The 17,197-nt window shown below is 74.2% G+C and carries 19 protein-coding genes and 1 pseudogene; 9 read left to right on the top strand and 11 right to left on the bottom strand.

Going from position 1 to position 17,197, the window contains the following annotated elements; translation table 11 throughout:
• A pseudogene (locus KIK08_RS15825) lies at positions 1–291 on the bottom strand (hypothetical protein); the annotation flags it as partial.
• 161 nt (positions 292–452) lie between these two features.
• On the opposite strand from KIK08_RS15825, the gene KIK08_RS15820 reads away from it, so the two are divergent.
• Both KIK08_RS15820 and KIK08_RS15815 read left to right on the top strand, forming a co-directional pair.
• Entirely contained in the window at positions 453–1,319 is an 867-nt protein-coding gene (locus KIK08_RS15820) for an HhH-GPD family protein (protein WP_308257665.1), read from the top strand.
• Positions 1,320–1,492: 173 nt separating this feature from the next.
• The gene (locus KIK08_RS15815; RefSeq protein ID WP_214403910.1) at positions 1,493–1,951 is read left to right on the top strand and encodes a 2'-5' RNA ligase family protein; all 459 of its coding nucleotides are present in this window, start codon (positions 1,493–1,495) and stop codon (positions 1,949–1,951) included.
• A 162-nt stretch (positions 1,952–2,113) separates the two neighbouring features.
• On the opposite strand, the gene KIK08_RS15810 is transcribed toward KIK08_RS15815, so the two are convergent.
• A complete protein-coding gene (locus tag KIK08_RS15810; RefSeq protein ID WP_308257664.1) occupies positions 2,114–2,902 on the bottom strand; it encodes an alpha/beta fold hydrolase in 789 nt (262 codons plus the stop codon).
• A gap of 19 nt (positions 2,903–2,921) precedes the next feature.
• Here KIK08_RS15810 and KIK08_RS15805 point away from each other — a divergent pair, with 19 nt between their 5' ends.
• Positions 2,922–3,233, top strand: a complete 312-nt coding sequence (locus KIK08_RS15805; protein WP_214403908.1) for an antibiotic biosynthesis monooxygenase family protein — start codon at positions 2,922–2,924, stop codon at positions 3,231–3,233.
• Between the two features lie 80 nt (positions 3,234–3,313).
• Positions 3,314–4,060: an SIR2 family NAD-dependent protein deacylase gene (locus tag KIK08_RS15800; RefSeq protein ID WP_214403907.1), complete on the top strand. Its 747-nt coding sequence runs from the start codon at positions 3,314–3,316 to the stop codon at positions 4,058–4,060.
• Between the two features lie 70 nt (positions 4,061–4,130).
• On the opposite strand, the gene KIK08_RS15795 is transcribed toward KIK08_RS15800, so the two are convergent.
• A complete protein-coding gene (locus KIK08_RS15795; protein WP_214403906.1) occupies positions 4,131–4,667 on the bottom strand; it encodes a GNAT family N-acetyltransferase in 537 nt (178 codons plus the stop codon).
• Positions 4,668–4,797: 130 nt separating this feature from the next.
• On the opposite strand from KIK08_RS15795, the gene KIK08_RS15790 reads away from it, so the two are divergent.
• Positions 4,798–5,391: a sigma-54-dependent transcriptional regulator family protein gene (locus tag KIK08_RS15790; protein ID WP_214403905.1), complete on the top strand. Its 594-nt coding sequence runs from the start codon at positions 4,798–4,800 to the stop codon at positions 5,389–5,391.
• A 7-nt stretch (positions 5,392–5,398) separates the two neighbouring features.
• On the opposite strand, the gene KIK08_RS15785 is transcribed toward KIK08_RS15790, so the two are convergent.
• The gene (locus KIK08_RS15785) at positions 5,399–6,274 is read right to left on the bottom strand and encodes an alpha/beta fold hydrolase (protein WP_214403904.1); all 876 of its coding nucleotides are present in this window, start codon (positions 6,272–6,274) and stop codon (positions 5,399–5,401) included.
• A gap of 64 nt (positions 6,275–6,338) precedes the next feature.
• Between KIK08_RS15785 and KIK08_RS15780 the strand changes: the two genes are divergently transcribed.
• Positions 6,339–7,034, top strand: a complete 696-nt coding sequence (locus KIK08_RS15780) for a helix-turn-helix transcriptional regulator (RefSeq protein WP_214403903.1) — start codon at positions 6,339–6,341, stop codon at positions 7,032–7,034.
• 68 nt (positions 7,035–7,102) lie between these two features.
• Here KIK08_RS15780 and KIK08_RS15775 read toward each other — a convergent pair whose 3' ends face one another.
• On the bottom strand, positions 7,103–7,786 hold the full coding sequence (locus KIK08_RS15775; protein WP_214403902.1) for an alpha/beta fold hydrolase: 684 nt from the start codon (positions 7,784–7,786) through the stop codon (positions 7,103–7,105).
• A gap of 46 nt (positions 7,787–7,832) precedes the next feature.
• Here KIK08_RS15775 and KIK08_RS15770 point away from each other — a divergent pair, with 46 nt between their 5' ends.
• Complete coding sequence (locus KIK08_RS15770; RefSeq protein WP_308257663.1) at positions 7,833–8,510, top strand: winged helix-turn-helix transcriptional regulator; 678 nt, start codon at positions 7,833–7,835, stop codon at positions 8,508–8,510.
• A gap of 15 nt (positions 8,511–8,525) precedes the next feature.
• Here KIK08_RS15770 and KIK08_RS15765 read toward each other — a convergent pair whose 3' ends face one another.
• The 3 genes from KIK08_RS15765 to KIK08_RS15755 form a co-directional block, all read right to left on the bottom strand.
• Positions 8,526–9,521, bottom strand: coding sequence for a YihY/virulence factor BrkB family protein (locus tag KIK08_RS15765; protein WP_214403901.1), 996 nt, complete (start codon positions 9,519–9,521; stop codon positions 8,526–8,528).
• Between the two features lie 142 nt (positions 9,522–9,663).
• Complete coding sequence (locus tag KIK08_RS15760) at positions 9,664–12,198, bottom strand: ATP-dependent Clp protease ATP-binding subunit (protein ID WP_214403900.1); 2,535 nt, start codon at positions 12,196–12,198, stop codon at positions 9,664–9,666.
• A gap of 227 nt (positions 12,199–12,425) precedes the next feature.
• On the bottom strand, positions 12,426–13,232 hold the full coding sequence (locus KIK08_RS15755) for a siderophore-interacting protein (RefSeq protein WP_250557087.1): 807 nt from the start codon (positions 13,230–13,232) through the stop codon (positions 12,426–12,428).
• 210 nt (positions 13,233–13,442) lie between these two features.
• Here KIK08_RS15755 and KIK08_RS15750 point away from each other — a divergent pair, with 210 nt between their 5' ends.
• Entirely contained in the window at positions 13,443–13,586 is a 144-nt protein-coding gene (locus tag KIK08_RS15750; protein ID WP_214403898.1) for a hypothetical protein, read from the top strand.
• Between the two features lie 29 nt (positions 13,587–13,615).
• Here KIK08_RS15750 and KIK08_RS15745 read toward each other — a convergent pair whose 3' ends face one another.
• Both KIK08_RS15745 and lysS read right to left on the bottom strand, forming a co-directional pair.
• On the bottom strand, positions 13,616–13,960 hold the full coding sequence (locus KIK08_RS15745; protein ID WP_214403897.1) for a histone-like nucleoid-structuring protein Lsr2: 345 nt from the start codon (positions 13,958–13,960) through the stop codon (positions 13,616–13,618).
• 126 nt (positions 13,961–14,086) lie between these two features.
• Positions 14,087–15,541: a lysine--tRNA ligase gene (lysS, locus tag KIK08_RS15740; RefSeq protein WP_214403915.1), complete on the bottom strand. Its 1,455-nt coding sequence runs from the start codon at positions 15,539–15,541 to the stop codon at positions 14,087–14,089.
• A gap of 114 nt (positions 15,542–15,655) precedes the next feature.
• Here lysS and KIK08_RS15735 point away from each other — a divergent pair, with 114 nt between their 5' ends.
• Entirely contained in the window at positions 15,656–16,414 is a 759-nt protein-coding gene (locus KIK08_RS15735) for a class I SAM-dependent methyltransferase (protein ID WP_308257662.1), read from the top strand.
• Here KIK08_RS15735 and KIK08_RS15730 read toward each other — a convergent pair.
• Positions 16,330–17,190, bottom strand: coding sequence for a type III pantothenate kinase (locus KIK08_RS15730; RefSeq protein ID WP_214403895.1), 861 nt, complete (start codon positions 17,188–17,190; stop codon positions 16,330–16,332). The two genes, KIK08_RS15735 and KIK08_RS15730, sit on opposite strands and share 85 nt — an antisense overlap.
• Positions 17,191–17,197: the final 7 nt, after the last annotated feature.

Genomic DNA, 17,197 nt, shown 5'->3' with positions numbered 1-17,197 from the left:
CGGCGCGTCCGGCGTCCGCGGGACGACCTCGGGGGCCGGCGGCGCCGCGGGCACCACGAACGCCGAGCCGGCCGAGCCGGGATCAGCAGCGGCCGGCGGCTCGCCCGACGGCGGGGCGGCCGACTCGGTGGCGACCGCCAGGGTCGCCTCCACCGGCACCGGTCGGGCCGGCGTCAGCAGGGCCGCGACCAACCAGCTGATCACCACGACCGTGCCCAGCGTCGAGGCGATGGCCACGCACCGCCTGCGCCAGTAGACGCCGGCGGGGAGCGGTCCGACGGGCTCCCACATGTCACCGAGGGTACCGAGCCGGTTACCACACGTCCGCACCGGTGTCGTGCCGAACCCGGGCGAGCCGCCGCGCACCACCCGCGGGACGGACCCCCGGTCGATCATCACCCGACCCGCCCGAGGTACGGCGGCGTGTCGCTGCTGTGGCACCATCTGGCGCCGTGCCGCTGCCCGACCTCCTGCTCGACTGGTACCCGCGGCACGCCCGCGACCTCCCGTGGCGCCGCGCAGGCACCACCGCGTGGGGCGTGATGGTCAGCGAGTTCATGCTCCAGCAGACACCGGTCGCGCGCGTCGAACCGATCTGGGTCGACTGGATGGCCCGCTGGCCCACGCCGTCGGCGCTGGCCGCCGCACCCCGCGCGGACGTGCTGCGGGCCTGGGGCAAGCTCGGCTACCCGCGCCGCGCGCTGCGCCTGCACGACGCCGCCGGCGTGATCGCCGAGCGGCACGGCGACGTCGTGCCGTCCGACGTGGACGCCCTGGAGGCGCTGCCGGGCGTCGGCTCGTACACCGCACGGGCCGTCGCCGCGTTCGGCTACGGCCTGCGCTGCCCGGTCGTCGACACGAACGTCCGCCGGGTGGTGGCCAGGGCCGTGCACGGCGCGGGCGACGCCGGGCCCGCCCGCGTCCGGGCCGACCTGGCCGACGTCGACGCGCTGCTGCCCGCCGCGGACGCCGACGCCGCGGTCGTCTCGATCGGGCTGATGGAGCTCGGCGCCGTCGTCTGCACGGCGCGGGGCCCCCGCTGCGGGGTCTGCCCCGTCCGCGCGGAGTGCGCCTGGGTGGCGGCGGGGTCGCCGCGGTACACCGGGCCCCGGCGGCCGGTGCAGGCGTTCGCCGGCACCGACCGCCAGGTCCGCGGTCGACTGCTGGACGTGCTGCGCGGCGCCGACGCGCCCGTCGAGCGGACCGCGCTGGACGCCGCCTGGGCCGACGCCGCCCAGCGCGACCGCTGCCTCGACTCGCTGCTCGTCGACGGGCTCGCCGAGCAACTCGACGACGGCCGCTTCGCACTACCCGCCTGATGGGACCTGCCGGCGCGGCGTCCAGCATCGCCCGCGTGCGACCCCGGCGTTCCGGGTCGACCAGCGCGCTCCACCACCTACCGGCGCTGAGGCTCTTGCGCGGGCGGCGAATACGATCCGCTCCGGCGCCGCCGACCGGCTTCGGCGACCGGGCGCCCGGCGACGGGGGGCTGATGGCGCAGAACGTGCGATTCCGGATCGACGACGCGGCGGTCGAGGCGATCGACGGCCTGCGCGACCGGGTCGGCGGGCTCGGGATCGCGGTGCCCGGCGAGCGGCCCGCGGTGACGGTCGCCGCCGCCGGCTCCGTGCCCGCCCCCGCCCGCGAGGCGCTCGACGCCGAACTGCGCCTGTTGGTGCTGCCCTCGATCTGGCTCGCCACCCTCGGCACCGTCGCCGGGCGGCCCGACGAGCTGGTGCTGGCCGCGGTGGTGGACGCCGAACTGCTGGCCGTGCACGACGCCGTGCACGACGCGCTGGCCGGGCGGGTGCGCGGCCCGGTCGCGGCCTACCTGCCGGGGGCCTGGCTGCCGCACTGCGTGCTGGCCGTCGAGCGACCGGCCGAGGCCTTCGCCGCCCTGCACCCCGTCGCCCCCGTCCGCGCCCGCGTCACCGGCGTCGAGATCGGCTGAGGTCGCCCTCCTCCAGGTTCAGGAAAGCCACGTTCCTGCCCTCCAGGTTCAGGAAAGCCACGTTCCTGCCCTCCAGGTTCAGGAAAGCCACGTTCCTGCCCTCCAGGTTCAGGAACGTGGCTTTCCTGAACCTCCGGGGCGAGCGGGGCAGGAGACGCCGGGTCAGGGGAGGCGGTCGAGGAACGCGGTGACGGCCCGGCTGTAGGCCCCGGGGTCGGCGGCGTGCACGAGGTGGCCGGTGCCGGGCAGGCGCACGTGGGTGGCGTCGGCGAGGCGGGCGGCCATCTCGGCCACCTGCCCGGGCGGCGCCACCCCCTGCTCCGCCTCGACCAGCAGCACCGGGCAGCGCACGGCGGCCAGGTCGGCCCAGTGGTCCGTGCTGGCCCACTCGGCGGCGATCGCCGCGGCGTGCTCGACGTCGGCCAGCAACCGGTACCCGTCGACACCCTCGCGGACGCACTCGGTCATGTAGTCGCCGAACTCGGGCCGCGGGTGCCCGAACGCCTCGCGCACCGCGGCCAGCGAGCCGAACGGCTGGGGCAGCGCGGCGAACCAGGCGCGGGCGTCGGCGGCGCTGCGGCCGCGGAAGTCGACCGCCATGTCCTCGACGACCAGCGCCCGCACGAGGTCGGGGCGCCGCGCGGCGAGCACCAGCCCGTGCAGGCCACCCATCGAGTGGCCGACGACGGTCGCCGGGCCGAGGGGATCGAGCACCTCGGCGGCGTCGCGCACCATCCGCTCGGTCGTCCAGGGCGGGCGCCCGTCGGACCGGCCGTGGCCGCGCGCGTCGAACGCCACCACACGACCCCGCCCGGACAGCCACCGGGCCACCGACCACCACGTGCGGGCGCGGCCCATCAGGCCGTGCAGCAGCAGGATCGGCGGCCCCTCGCCGCCCAGCTCCACGACCTCGAGGTCGAGCCCGTCGGACGTCCGCACGGTGCGCCGCACCCGCACTACCCTAGGCGCCATGGCCGTCGTGAAGATCAATGCAATCGAGGTGCCCGAGGGCGCGGGTCCGGAGCTGGAGAAGCGGTTCGCCAACCGGCTGCACGCGGTCGACGGCCAGCCCGGGTTCCTGTCGTTCGAGCTGCTGCGCCCGGTCAAGGGCGAGGACCGGTACTTCGTGGTCACCCACTGGGACACCGAGGAGTCGTTCCAGGCCTGGCTGCAGGGCCCGGCCATGACCGCGCACTCCGGCGAGCGCGCCCGGCCGGTCGCGTCGGGGTCGTCGCTGCTGGAGTTCGAGGTCGTCCAGCGGTCCACGGCGTCGTCGTCCTGAGCGCGACGACCGCCGAGGTCGAGCGGGCCGTCGAGCTGATCGGCGGCGCCGATGCGCTGCTGGTCTGCGCGGGCGCCGGCATGGGCGTCGATTCCGGGCTGCCCGACTTCCGCGGCCCGGAGGGCTTCTGGCGGGCCTACCCGCCCTACCGCGAGCTCGACCTGGACTTCACCGAGATCGCCGACCCGAGCCACTTCGCCACCGACCCCGAGCTGGCCTGGGGCTTCTACGGCCACCGGCTCGCCCTGTACCGGGCGACGACCCCGCACTCCGGGTTCGGGGTGCTGGCCCGCTGGGCGCGGCGGTGGCCGACGCGGGTGTTCACGTCCAACGTGGACGGCCACTTCCAGCGCGCCGGGCTGCCCGACACGGCCGAGTGCCACGGCTCGATCCACTTCCTGCAGTGCCTCGTCGACTGCGGCCAGCCCGTCTGGCCGGCCGACGACGTGCACGTCGAGGTCGACGAGGAGACCATGCGCGCGGCGCCGCCCCTGCCCACCTGCCCGACGTGCGGGTCCCTCGCCCGCCCCAACATCCTGATGTTCGGCGACGTGGAGTGGATCGCCGACCGCTCCGCCGAGCAGGTCCGCGAGCACACCGCCTGGCTGCGCGGGCTGCGGGACGCGGGCGCGCGGCTGGCGGTCGTCGAGATCGGGGCGGGCACGGCGATCCCGACGGTCCGGCGGGAGGCGGAGGTGGCCAGTGCCGCCTCCGGGGCGCTGGTGCGGATCAACCCGACCGAGCCCGGCGTGCGCCACGGCCGCGGCGTCGGCATCCCCGCCCCCGCCGCCGCCACCCTGCACGCCCTCGACACCCTGCTCCCCTAATTTCTCCGCCCCGACCCCGTGTCAGCCCCGCCGGCGCCGCCCCAGCCCGGTGTCGGGAGAGGCGAGGGGATCACGGGGTTGTGAGGGTGGAGGGGTCGGGCCAGTGGCAGCGCAGGATCGGGGCCGAGTCCTCCGACGGGGTGGTCGAGATCGTCCGCTCGACCTCCGCGGCCCCGGCCCGGCGGTAGAAGCCGCGGGCGCCGTGGTTCTGCTCCATCACCCACAGCCACAGCCCCGCGCCCGGCCGTTCGCGCAGGGTCCAGTCGGCGGCCCGGCGCAGCAGCGCCAGCCCGAGGCCGCGGCCGCGCTGGTCGAGCCGGACGTGCAGGTTGTCGACGTAGGCGCCCCAGACCGGGTCGGCGTCGCCGTAGAGGCAGGCGAACCCGAGCACGCCGGTGTCGTCGGCGGCCAGCCAGACGCGCTGGTCGGGGCGGGGGTCGGCGAACCGGGCGCGCCAGACCCCGCGGCGCTCGCCGTCGAGGTCGCCGTCGAGGTAGGAGTCGAGCATCATGCCGCGGTAGGTGCGCCGCCAGCTGTCGGCGTGCAGCGCGGCGATGCCGTCGGCGTCGTCCGCGGTCGCCGCGCGGATGTCGGCAGCGGTGGTCATGGCCCCAGCTTCGTCGATCTCCGGCCGGCGGAGAAGTCGCGGACCGTCGCGCCGGGTTACCTGTCCGTCGGGACGGTGCCAGAGCCCGCTGTCCTTGCCCGACCCGTGACGCGGCGCCGATCCTCGACACGTGGACGTTCTGGACGTCGGTGTCGCGGACGAGCGGGGCGATCCCCCGCCGGACGCGCTGACGACGGCGATCCCGCTGCTGCGCGACACCCTGGTCCGCATCGCCGACGAGGCCCGGCACTCGATGGTCGTCACCGACCCCGACGGCCGCGTGCTGTGGCGCGACACCCGGCGCGGGCCGGGGTCGCGCACCCGCCACCGCTGGACCTCCGCCGCCTGCCCGGTGCACGACGCCGACGCCGGCGCGGTGATCGGGGCGGTGGACGTGACCGGCCCGGCCCGGTCGATCCACCCGACGACCCCGGCGCTGGTGGCCGCGGCCGCCATGCTGACCGAGAGCCTGCTGGTGGCCCAGCAGGCCGTGCAGGACGAGCTGATGCTGGCCCGCCACCTGCCGCTGCTCGACGGGACGGACGGCGAACCCGCGGCCCTGCTGGCGCTCACCGGCCGGGTGCTGGCGTGCCGCCCGGACGGCTGGCTCGCGGAGCGGGTGGCCGTCGGCGGCGGCGACCGGGTGCCCGTCGGCGACGGCGTGGCCGTCCTGGACGCGATCCCCGGCGGCTGGCTGATGCGCCTGCGACGGCGCCCCGGGTAGCCGCGGATCAGCCCACGAGGTGGGCGAGGGTGCGGTGCCACGTGGGCACGACCAGCAGATGGCCCAGCCCGGCGTGCGTCTCGAGGTGGGCGTCGGGCAGCCGGGAGGCCCACCAGCGGCCGTGCTCCGGCCCGATCGCGTCGGCGTCGCCGTACTGCAGCAGCACCGGCACGCGCACGTCGGCGGGGTCGAAGCCGCACGGCCGCAGCATGTAGCCGGCCAGGTCGGTGACCATCCCCACCGAGCCCTGCGCGAGCGCGCTGTCGAACATCGCGCCGAGCCGGTCGGTGACGCCGTCGCCGGCGAGCACCGGCGCGTCCGCGTCGGACACGCCGGCCAGTCCGAACCGGTCGGCCCCGGACAGCACGCCCAGCAGCGGGTCGAACGCCTGGGCCAGCGCGGCGTGCGCGACGGCCGCCGGCTGCCCGCGCAGGGCGTCCAGGGCCGCGCGGTGCTCCGGCGGCACCCACGCCACGTCGTCGTCGGGTGCCGGGGTGCCGATCACCGCGACGCGGGAGACCAGGTCGGGGCGGCGGGCGGCCAGCGCGCACACCACCCGGCCGCCGGCCGACCAGCCCGCGGCGCCGGCGCGGGTGCCGGGTGCCAGCACCGCCTCCAGCAGGGCCGCGGCGTCGTCGGCGGCCGAGTCGACGGTGGCGAAGCCGTCGACCGGGTCGGAGCCGCCGTAGCCGGGGCGGTCGAGCGAGAGCAGCCGCACGCCGTTGGCGGCCGTGACCTCCGGATCGGGGTCGAAGTTCCCGGCGCCCGGGGCGACGTGGCCGAGCAGCACGACCGGGGCGCCGTCGGGCGCGCCGGGGGTGAGGTCGTGCACGGCAACCCGGCGGCCGTCGGGGCGGTCCAGGAACTGCGGTGTCTGCACCATGGGACGAGGATCCCGCCCGGTCGGTGACACCGTGATGTCACCGTTTTCCGGCATCCTCGACCCCGTGAACCGGACCGAACGCCTGTACGCCATCGCCGAGGAGCTGCGGGCGGCCGGCCGCTCGGGGCGCACCGGCGCCTGGCTGGCGCGCAGGCTGGAGGTGTCGACGCGGACGGTCAAGCGCGACATCGACGCGCTGCTGCAGGCCGGGGTGCCGCTGTGGGCGCAGGCGGGCCCCGGCGGCGGCTACGTGCTCGACAGCGCCGGCATGCCGCCGCTGAGCGTCACCGGGGCCGAGGCGGCCGCCATCGCGGTGGCCCTGGCCGCGCTGCCCGACCTGCCCTTCGCCGTCGACGGGCGCAGCGCGCTGGCCAAGGTGCTGGCCGTGATGCCGGCGCCGGAGCGGGAGCGGGCCGAGGCGATCGCGGCGCGACTGTGGCTGCGTACCCCGGACGAGGTGCCGCGCCCCGCCGTCGCCCGGGTGATCGACGAGGCCGTGCGCCGGCAGCGGGTGCTGGTCATCGGCTTCCGCGACCGCAACGGCGAGCTGACCGAGCGCGCCGTCGAGCCGGTCGCCCTGGCCTGCACCGGCGGGCACTGGAACCTGCTGGCCTGGTGCCGGCTGCGGCAGGGCCCACGCTGGTTCCGCACCGACCGGATCACCGCCGCGCACCTGACCGCCGAGCCGGCCCCGGAGCACGACCCGGCCACCCTCTTCGGCACGCCCCCACCCGACGCCCGCCCCGTCCGCCTCCGCTGACCCCGTCGAGAACGACGTTGTCGTGAGTTTGGACCGGTCCAATGCGCGACAACGTCGTTCTCGACGGGTCAGGACAGGTAGGAGACGAGGCGCTCGACCAGCTCGACGGGGCGGGACAGGGCGACGAGGTGGCCGCCGGGCACCTCGTCGAGCTGCACACCGAGACGCTCCCAGGCCAGCTCCCGCTGGAACTCCAGCGGGAACAGCCGGTCCTCGCGCCCCTGCAGCACGCGCACCGGCACATCCGGCGGGAAGACCGGGTCGAGGTCGGGCCACGGCGACCCGAACGGCGTGTCGGACTGGTCGATCTCGCCCTCGGCCAGCACCTCGTCGCGCACGTCCGCCGGCACGTCGTGGAAGAACACCTCCATGAAGTCCTGGACGTCCCAACCCCCGCTCGCGGCGTACTCCTCGGCCGCCTTCGCCTGGCCGGTGGCCTCCCACCACTCGCCGCCCGACTCGCCGGGGCGCGGCGCCATCGCGTTCAGCATGACGACGAGCCGGATCGGCACCCGCCGGGCCACCAGCGGCGCCGTCAACCCGCCCATCGACTGCGCCACCAGGACGACGTCCGTCCGGTCGCCGACGGCCGCCACGACGGTGTCGGCGTACTCGGCGAGGCCGGCGACGGGGTCCCCGGACGGCAGCTCGACGGCGACGGCCTCGTGACCGCGGGCCTCCAGCTCGGGCACCACCCGCCGCCAGTAGGACGCCGCGCCGCCGGCTCCGGGGATCAGGACGAACGAAGTCATACTCCTAACTTAGGAGTAAATGGTCCTGATGTGCAAGGATCGTTGCGTGCGCAGCTACCACGACCCGTGCGGCGTCGCCCGCGCCCTGGACGTCGTCGGCGAGCGGTGGGCCCTGCTCGTCGTGCGCGAACTCCTGCTCGGCCCCAAGCGCTTCACCGACCTGGCCGCCGGCCTGCCCGGGCTGAGCCAGAACGTGCTCTCCCAGCGCCTGCGCGACCTGGAGCGGGCCGGGATCGTCACCCGGGCCCGGCTCGGGCCGCCGGCCGGCACCCGCGCCTACCGGCTCACCGAGCGCGGCGCCGAGCTCGAACCGGTCCTGCTCGCGTTGGCCCGCTGGGGGTCGCGGGTCCCGCTGCCCGGCTCCGACGCCGAACTCGGCGTCGACGCCCTCGCCCTCGCCCTCCGCACGACCTTCGACCCGGACGCGGCCGACGGCCTGCGCCTCACCGCCACCCTGCGGCTCGGAGACGACGCCCTGCGCGCCACCGTGCACGACGGCCGCTTCGCACTCGCCCGGGGCGAGGCCGAGGACCCCGACGCCGTCCTGAGCGGCGAGCCGGGCGCCCTGCGCGCCGTCGTCTTCGGCGGCCGCCCGCCGCGGGACGCCGGCCTGCGCATCGACGGCGACCGGCCCGCCGCCCTGCACCTGCTGCACTGCTTCCCCCGCCCCACCCCCGTCGAGAACGAAGTTACCGCTGGAATGGACCGGTCCAATCCACGATAAGTTCGTTCTCGACGGTCAGCGGCCCGGGGAGTCGGGGTGCTCGTCGAGGGCGTCGGGGATGCCGTCGCCGTCGCTGTCGGGCAGCAGGGGGTCGGGCAGGCCGGCACGCACCGCCTCCAGCTGGGCGGCCAGCGCGAACCCGGCGAGCAGGGCGATCCCGGTGAGGTTCGCCCACAGCAGCAGCGCCATCACCGCGGTCAGCGGGCCGTAGGTGTCGCCGAAGCTCGGCGCCAGCCCGACGTAGAGGGCCAGCAGCCCGGACACCACCAGCCACAGCAGCACCGTCACCGACGCCCCGAGCGCGACCCAGGTCAGCCCCGGCTGGCGGCGGCGCGGGGCGAACTTGAACAGCACGACGACCGCGACGAGCAGCGCCGCCAGGCCCAGCGGCCAGCGGGCGACGTCCCACACCGACTCCACGGCGTCGCCCCAGTGGTAGACGTCCTCCAGCGCGTCCCCGAACGGCTCGCCGGCCACGATCAGCAGCAGGCCCACCGCCATCGCCACGCCCGCCGTCGCCGTGACCAGAGCGGCCCGGCCGTACTTGCGCAGGGCCGGCCGGTCGCGCTTGGTGCCGTAGATCCGGTTGGCGCCCCGCTCCAGCTGGGCGAACGCCGAGGTCGCCGCGGCGAACGCGGTGAGCAGCCCGAGCGCGACGACCACCTCGCCCCGGTCGCTGCCCTCCTCGCCCTGCACGGCGTCGGCGACCAGGGCGTCGCTGTTGCCCGGTGACACCACGACGACCGTGCGCGCCACGACCTCGGCGAACGACTCCGCACCGATCGCGCCGGCCAGCCCGGCCCCGGCGATGACCAGCGGCACGGTCGCCAGCGCGAGCTGCAGGGCGAAGGCGCGGGCGTGGCTGAAGCCGTCGCCGTAGCGGAACCGGACGAACGCGCCCCCGGCCAGGTGGCGCAGGCCGAAGTGGCGCAGGAGGTGCCAGGCGTCGTCGGCGGACAACCGGTCGGCCGAGATCAGCTCGGTCTCCGGGACGGCGCGCACCGAGCTCACGGCACGAACCTAGCCCGCCGCCGCCCCGCCCGCCGGTGGCGGGAACGCCCCGCGGGCCCGGACGCCGAACGGCCCGCCCGGAGTGCACCGGGCGGGCCGTTCGGTTGTCCTGCGCCGAGGCGCGGGGCTGGGACTTACCTGATCACTCGTCCGACTTGGCCATGTCGACCGGCGGGGCGTCGGGGACCGTGACCGGCTTGGGCTCGCCGCGGAAGGTGAACTTGGCCGCCTCCTGGGACGCCTTGCTGCCGTTGGGGTCGTAGCCCTCGACGTCGACGACGACGATCTGACCGGCCTGCACCTCGCCGAACAGGATCTTCTCGGACAGCTTGTCCTCGATCTCGCGCTGGATGGTCCGGCGCAGCGGCCGGGCGCCCAGCACGGGGTCGAAGCCGCGCGCCGCCAGCAGTTCCTTGGCGGCGGGCGTGAGCTCGATGCCCATGTCCTTGTTGGCGAGCTGGGTCTCCACCCGACGGATCATCAGGTCGACCATCTCGACGATCTCGTCCTTCTCGAGCTGGCGGAAGACCACGATGTCGTCGATGCGGTTGAGGAACTCGGGCCGGAAGTGCTTCTTCAGCTCGTCGTGGACCTTGTTCTTCATCCGGTCGTAGTTCGACTCCGCGTCGTTGCCCTGGGCGAAGCCCAGGCCGACGGCCTTGGAGATGTCCTGGGTGCCCAGGTTCGACGTGAAGATGATGACGGTGTTCTTGAAGTCCACCGTGCGGCCCTGGCCGTCGGTGAGCCGACCGTCCTCCAGGACCTGCAGGAGCGTGTTGTAGATCTCCTGGTGGGCCTTCTCGATCTCGTCGAACAGCACGACCGAGAACGGCTTGCGGCGCACCTTCTCGGTGAGCTGGCCGCCCTCCTCGTAGCCGACGTACCCGGGAGGGGCACCGAACAGCCGCGAGGCGGTGTAGCGGTCGTGGAACTCGCCCATGTCGATCTGGATGAGGGCGTCGTCCTCGCCGAACAGGAAGTTGGCCAGCGCCTTGGACAGCTCGGTCTTACCGACGCCGGACGGGCCGGCGAAGATGAACGAGCCGGACGGGCGCTTCGGGTCCTTCAGGCCGGCCCGGGTACGCCGGATCGCCTGCGAGACCGCCTCGACCGCCTTGACCTGCCCGATGATCCGCTTGTGGAGCTCGTCCTCCATGCGGAGCAGGCGGGTGGTCTCCTCCTCGGTGAGCTTGAACACCGGGATGCCCGTCCAGTTGGCCAGGACCTCGGCGATCTGCTCGTCGTCGACCTCCGCGACGACGTCGAGGTCGCCGGACTTCCACTGCTTCTCGCGCTCGCCCTTCTGCGCCATCAGCTGCTTCTCGGAGTCGCGCAGGTGCGCGGCCCGCTCGAAGTCCTGCGCGTCGATCGCCGACTCCTTGTCCCGACGGACGTTGGCGATCTTCTCGTCGAACTCGCGCAGGTCCGGCGGGGCGGTCATCCGGCGGATGCGCATCCGCGCGCCGGCCTCGTCGATCAGGTCGATCGCCTTGTCCGGCAGGAACCGGTCGGAGATGTAGCGGTCGGCCAGGGTGGCCGCGGCCACCAGGGCGGAGTCGCTGATGGTGATCCGGTGGTGGGCCTCGTAGCGGTCGCGCAGGCCCTTGAGGATCTCCACGGTGTGGCTGACGCTCGGCTCGCCGACCTGGATCGGCTGGAACCGGCGCTCCAGCGCGGCGTCCTTCTCGACGTACTTGCGGTACTCGTCGAGGGTCGTCGCGCCGATGGTCTGCAGCTCGCCGCGGGCCAGCATCGGCTTGAGGATGCTGGCGGCGTCGATCGCGCCCTCGGCGGCACCCGCGCCGACGAGCGTGTGCAGCTCGTCGATGAACAGGATGATGTCGCCGCGGGTGCGGATCTCCTTGAGCACCTTCTTCAGGCGCTCCTCGAAGTCACCGCGGTACCGGGAGCCGGCGACCAGGGAACCGAGGTCGAGCGTGTAGAGCTGCTTGTCCTTCAGGGTCTCCGGGACCTCGCCGCGGACGATGCCCTGGGCCAGACCCTCGACGACGGCCGTCTTGCCGACGCCCGGCTCGCCGATCAGCACCGGGTTGTTCTTGGTCCTCCGGGAGAGGACCTGCATGACCCGCTCGATCTCCTTCTCCCGGCCGATGACCGGGTCCAGCTTGCCCTCGCGGGCCGACTGGGTGAGGTTGCGACCGAACTGGTCGAGCACCAGCGACGAGGACGGGGCGCCCTCGCCGCGACCGCCGGAGGCACCCTCCGCCGGCTCCTTGCCCTGGTAGCCGGACAGCAGTTGGAGGACCTGCTGGCGGACCCGGTTCAGATCGGCACCCAGCTTGACCAGGACCTGCGCCGCGACGCCTTCGCCCTCGCGGATCAGGCCGAGCAGGATGTGCTCGGTGCCGATGTAGTTGTGGCCGAGCTGCAGCGCCTCGCGCAGCGAGAGCTCCAGCACCTTCTTGGCCCGCGGCGTGAACGGGATGTGCCCGCTCGGCGCCTGCTGGCCCTGGCCGATGATCTCTTCCACCTGCTGGCGGACGCCCTCCAGGGCGATCCCGAGGGACTCCAGGGCCTTGGCGGCCACTCCCTCGCCCTCGTGGATGAGGCCGAGGAGGATGTGCTCGGTGCCGATGTAGTTGTGGTTGAGCATCCTGGCCTCTTCCTGCGCCAGGACGACAACCCGCCTTGCTCGGTCGGTGAACCTCTCGAACATCTAGTACTCCTCGCCTACTGCGCCGTGCTACGCCGCGCCGGGTCGTGCCGCGACTGACGCCGTCAACATGGGCGGCGCGCGCTGCGCCGCGTACGCCCCACTGCCCACTGTATCGGCCCGGGGGCCCACGACGCCCGCGGCGCGTGCACCTGCTATGGGCGAACACCCCGTCGGCGGCCGGCATTCCCGCACCGCACCCGGGCCTGCTCGGAGGGTGACGATGCAGGTCAGCGCGCTGCGGGCGCCCTCTGCGGGGCCTGCTCCGCGGCGCGCTCGGCCGCCTTGTCGGCCTGCCAGCCGTCCTCGTCACGGCCGATGCGCCAGTAGCCCGACACCGACAGGTCGGAGCGCGGGACGCCCCGCTCGTCGAGCAGGTGGTGGCGCACCGCGCGGACCGCGCCGGCCTCCCCGTGCACGAACGCGTGCACGCGCCCGACCGGGAACTCCAGCGCCCGGACCGCGTCGACGAGCTGGTCGGGGCGGTCCGCGGCGCGGTGGACCCAGTGCTGCTCGACGGCCGCCGGCAGCTCCTGGCGCTCCTCGGGGCCGCCGACCTCGAGCACGGCGATGGCGCGCGCCCCGGCGGACAGCCGCTCGGCGGCCGCCCCGATCGCCGGCAGGGCGCTCTCGTCGCCCACGAACAGGTGCCAGTCGGCGTCGGGGTCGGGGGCGTAGGCCCCGCTCGGGCCCATCAGCCGCAGCACGTCGCCGGGACGGGCCGCGGCCGCCCAGGGCCCGGCCAGGCCGCGGTCGCCGTGCACCACGAAGTCGATCGTCAGCTCGCCCGCCGCGTGGTCGAGCGCGCGGACCGTGTACGTCCGCATCGCCGGCCACTGCTCACGCGGCAGCTCGGCCCGGATCGCCTCCATGTCGAACGGCTCCGGGTACCGCACCCCCGGCCGCGGGAACACGATCTTGACGTAGCGGTCGGTGTGGGCGGTGTCGGGGAAGTCCGCGATGTCGCCGCCACCGGCGACGACCCGGATCATGCCCGGGGTGAGGCGCTCGGTTCGGCGCACCTCGAGAGTCGTCATCCGTCGGGCCATCGGACCTCCTCGGTCTGATCACAAGCACTTAGGCCACCCTAAGCACAATGCGGAGGCCGTGCACCCCACCGAGTCGATCACTTTCGGCGTCGGATCGAGAATGCTAACCCTCCACCCGGCTCCCCGCCCCGTCCCCGACACCACGCACACCTGGTTGTGCGTGACGACACGAGGTGTGCGTCGCGCCACCGCCGTGCGGTGGCGCGGGGCGCCCGCCAGGCCGGAGTGGTCGCGGGGGCGGGGGCGGTGGTGGCGCTGGGAGTGCTCGTACTGCGACTGCTGGAGTTGCGGACGATCTTCGGCGTGCTCGGGCGGCGGGCCGCTCCGGTGCGGCGGGCCTGAGGTGGCCCGGGCCCGCCGCACCGTCGGGCTCAGTTCTCCTGGTGGTAGGCCTCGAGGACCTCGGCGGGGATGCGGCCGCGGTCGGAGACCTTCATCCCGCGCTTGCGCGCCCATTCGCGGATCGCCTGGTTCTGCTCGCGGTCGATCGTGGGGCGGCGGGGCGGGGCGGTCGCGGTGGCGGTGGAACGGCGCCGACCACCGCCGGCCTTGCGCGCGGCCGCGACGAACTCGGCGAGCGCATCGCGCAGTCGGCCCGCATTGCCCTCGGACAGGTCGATCTCGAAGACTTTGCCGTCGAGACCGAACTCGACGGTCTCGTCGGCCGCCTCTCCGTCCAGGTCGTCGATCAAACGGACTTCACGGATCTGGGCCACCGGAGACCTCCACGCTCGACGTACTGGCACACACGAAGTGCCGAACTGCGACAACGCCGCAGTCCACCGCACGATATAGCGATTCGATCGCCGGCGTCGAGTCACCCCACCGGGGTGACCCGCCCGTTACTCAGAACGCACGAGCGGATACAGAATGGTTTCCCTGATTCCGAGGCCGGTCAGCGTCATCAGGAGCCGATCGACGCCCATTCCCATGCCGCCTGTCGGCGGCATTCCGTACTCCAACGCACGCAGGAAGTCCTCGTCGAGGCGCATCGCCTCGGCGTCTCCCGCGGCGCCCAGCCTGGCCTGCTCCTGCAGCCTGCGCCGCTGCTCGACGGGGTCGACCAGCTCCGAGTAGGCGGTGGCCAGCTCGTGTCCGAATACGACGAGGTCCCACGCCTCGGTGAGTCGCGGATCATCGCGGTGCTGCCGGGTGAGCGGGCGCACCTCGATCGGGTAGTCGCGCACGAACGTGGGCTCCTGCAGGGTGTGCTCGACGAGCTTCTCGAACAGTTCGAGGACGATCTCGCCGGCCGACCACGAATCCTTCAGCGCGACGTCGTGGGCGGCCGCCAGCTTCCGCAGATCCTCCGCAGTCGTGTCCGGCGTCACCTCGACCCCGACCGCCTCGGAAACTGCACCATGCAACGTCACGGAGCGCCAAGTGCCGCCCAGATCGTGTTCCGACCCGTCCGCATGACGCACCACCGTGGATCCGAACACGGCGCGTGCGCAGGCCTGCACCAACTCGCGGGTGAGATCGGCCATCACGTCGTAGGTGGCGTAGGCCTGGTAGGTCTCCAGCATCGCGAACTCCGGCGAGTGCGTGGAGTCGATGCCCTCGTTCCGGAAGTTGCGATTGATCTCGAAGACCCGTTCGATGCCGCCGACAATGCAGCGCTTCAGGAACAGTTCCGGGGCGATGCGCAGGTAGAGGTCGGTGTCCAGGGCGTTGGCCCGGGTGACGAACGGGCGCGCCGTCGCCCCGCCGTGCACCAGCTGCAGCATCGGCGTCTCGACCTCGGTGAAGCCGCGCTCGTGCATCTGGGCCCGCAGGGTCCGCATCACCTCCGCGCGGGCCCGCACCATCTCCCGGGCCTGCGGCCGGACGATGAGGTCGACGTAGCGCTGGCGGACCCGGGTCTCCTCGGACAGCTCGTGGTGGGTCGAGGGCAGCGGGCGCACGGCCTTGGACGTGAGCTCCCACGCGTCGGCCATCACCGACAGCTCGCCGCGCCGGGAGGTGATCACCTCGCCGTGCACGTGGACGTGGTCGCCGAGGTCGACGGTGGCCTTCCAGCGCGCCAGCTCGTCCTCGCCGACGAGGGCAAGGCTCAGCATGGCCTGCAGCTCGGTGCCGTCGCCCTCGCGCAGGGTGGCGAAGCAGAGCTTGCCGGTGTTCCGCAGGAAGATCACCCGGCCGGTGACGTCGACGACGTCACCGGTGGCGGTGTCCGGCGGCAGGTCGGGGTGGGCGTCGCGCACCTGGCGCAGCGTGTGGCTGCGCTCGACGACGACGGGGTACGGTTCGCGCCCCTCGGCCAGGACCTGCGCGCGCTTGGCCAGCCGGACCCGCATCTGCTCGGGGAGTTCCTGGTCGTGGTCCGGGGCTGCGTGCTCTGTGCTCACGGGTCAAGGCTAGTGACGATGACGCGTGGGTTTTCCGCCGGTGCGCCCCGTACGGTCCCCGGCGTGGACACCGATCGCGCACGGGCGCGCTCCTTCGGCGCCGTCGCCGCCGACTACGCCCGGTTCCGGCCGGGCTATCCGCGGGCTGCCGTGGAGTGGGCGCTGCAGCCCGTGCTCGGCGCGAGCGCGCCGCCACGGCTGCTGGACGTCGGGGCGGGCACCGGCAAGCTCACCGCCGCGATGCTGGCGTTCGGCCCGGTGACGGCCGTGGAGCCCGACGGCGGCATGCTCGACGAGCTGCGCGCCCGGATCCCGGAGGCGACGGCCGTGTCCGGCTCCGCGGAGGAGCTGCCGGCCGAGGACTCCTCGGTCGACGCGGTGCTGGTCGGGCAGGCCTGGCACTGGTTCGACCACGACCGCGCGTTGGCCGAGGCGGCCCGCGTATTGCGTCCGGGCGGCGTGCTCGCGGTGCTGTGGAACGACGACGACCTCGACATCGAGTGGGTGCAGGGCTACCGCGAGGTCCTGCACTCGCTGCGCGACGAGCCGCCCGCGGCGGGCAGCGACAACGTCCCCGCGCTGCCCGCTCATCCCGCGTTCGCGCACAGCCGGCACAGCCGCCACCCCAACCCGGTGCGCACCACGGCCGATGGCCTCGTCGCCACCATGGGCACGCACTCGTGGCTGCTGATCAGCGAGCCGCGGGCCCGGGAGCGGGCGCTGGGCGCGCTGCGCGACTACCTGGCCGGGCGGCCGGAGACCTCGGCGGGCGAGTTCGAGCTGCCGCTGGTGACCGCGGTCGTGCGGACGTTGCGCAAGTAGGTCAGCCGCAGCCCCAGCAGGGTCAGGTCGGGCACGTACTCGGCGATCGTCTCCGACACCCCGGCCATCAGCGGGGCCAGCCCGCCGGTGCCCAGCACCGTCACCGGGCCGGCCTTCGCGCCGAGCTCGGCGACGATCCGGCGCACCAGCCCGTCGACCTGCCCGGCGAACCCGTAGAGGACCCCGGACTGCAGGCACTCCACGGTGTTCTTGCCGATCACCGACCGGGGCCGCACCAGCTCCACCGAGCGCAGCGCGGCGGCCCGGCTGGCCAGCGCCTCCAGCGAGATCTCGATGCCGGGGGCGAGCGCCCCACCGAGGAACTCGCCGCGCGCGGAGACGACGTCGATGTTGGTCGACGTGCCGAAGTCGACGACCACGCAGGCGGTGTCGAACAGCCGGTGCGCGGCCAGGGTGTTCATGACCCGGTCGGCGCCGACCTCGCGCGGGTTGTCGACCAGCAGGGGCACGCCCGTGCGCACCCCCGGCCCGACGACGACGTGCGGGTCGCCGCGGCGGTCGAGGAGCAGCCGCAGCTCGCGCAGCAGGCTGGGCACCGTGGACAGCGCGGCGATGCCGGTGACCTCGTCGGTGTAGCGGCCCAGCAGCCCGCGGAAGGCGACCTCCAGCTCGTCGGCCGTCATCCGCGGGTCGGTGCGCATCCGCCAGTCGCGCACGAGCGCCGGGCGCGCCTCGGCGTCCGGCTCGCCGGCGGTCGACTCCTCGTAGAGACCGAGCGCGATCTGGGTGTTGCCGGCGTCGACGCAGAGCAGCATCGACCAG

The sequence above is a fragment of the Pseudonocardia lacus genome (assembly GCF_018531445.1).
GTDB lineage: Bacteria > Actinomycetota > Actinomycetes > Mycobacteriales > Pseudonocardiaceae > Pseudonocardia > Pseudonocardia lacus.
This window is presented reverse-complemented; position numbering and strand designations above follow the sequence as displayed.

Excerpts from the sequence above, each read along its gene's own strand:
- KIK08_RS15815 (WP_214403910.1), top strand. The coding sequence starts at position 1,493 with ATGGCGCAGAACGTGCGATTCCGGATCGACGACGCGGCGGTCGAGGCG.
- KIK08_RS15805 (WP_214403908.1), top strand. The coding sequence starts at position 2,922 with ATGGCCGTCGTGAAGATCAATGCAATCGAGGTGCCCGAGGGCGCGGGT.
- KIK08_RS15800 (WP_214403907.1), top strand. The coding sequence starts at position 3,314 with ATGGGCGTCGATTCCGGGCTGCCCGACTTCCGCGGCCCGGAGGGCTTC.
- KIK08_RS15795 (WP_214403906.1), bottom strand. The coding sequence starts at position 4,667 with ATGACCACCGCTGCCGACATCCGCGCGGCGACCGCGGACGACGCCGAC.
- KIK08_RS15785 (WP_214403904.1), bottom strand. The coding sequence starts at position 6,274 with ATGGTGCAGACACCGCAGTTCCTGGACCGCCCCGACGGCCGCCGGGTT.
- KIK08_RS15775 (WP_214403902.1), bottom strand. The coding sequence starts at position 7,786 with ATGACTTCGTTCGTCCTGATCCCCGGAGCCGGCGGCGCGGCGTCCTAC.
- KIK08_RS15760 (WP_214403900.1), bottom strand. The coding sequence starts at position 12,198 with ATGTTCGAGAGGTTCACCGACCGAGCAAGGCGGGTTGTCGTCCTGGCG.
- KIK08_RS15755 (WP_250557087.1), bottom strand. The coding sequence starts at position 13,232 with ATGACGACTCTCGAGGTGCGCCGAACCGAGCGCCTCACCCCGGGCATG.
- lysS (WP_214403915.1), bottom strand. The coding sequence starts at position 15,541 with ATGCGGGTCCGGCTGGCCAAGCGCGCGCAGGTCCTGGCCGAGGGGCGC.
- KIK08_RS15730 (WP_214403895.1), bottom strand. The coding sequence starts at position 17,190 with ATGCTGCTCTGCGTCGACGCCGGCAACACCCAGATCGCGCTCGGTCTC.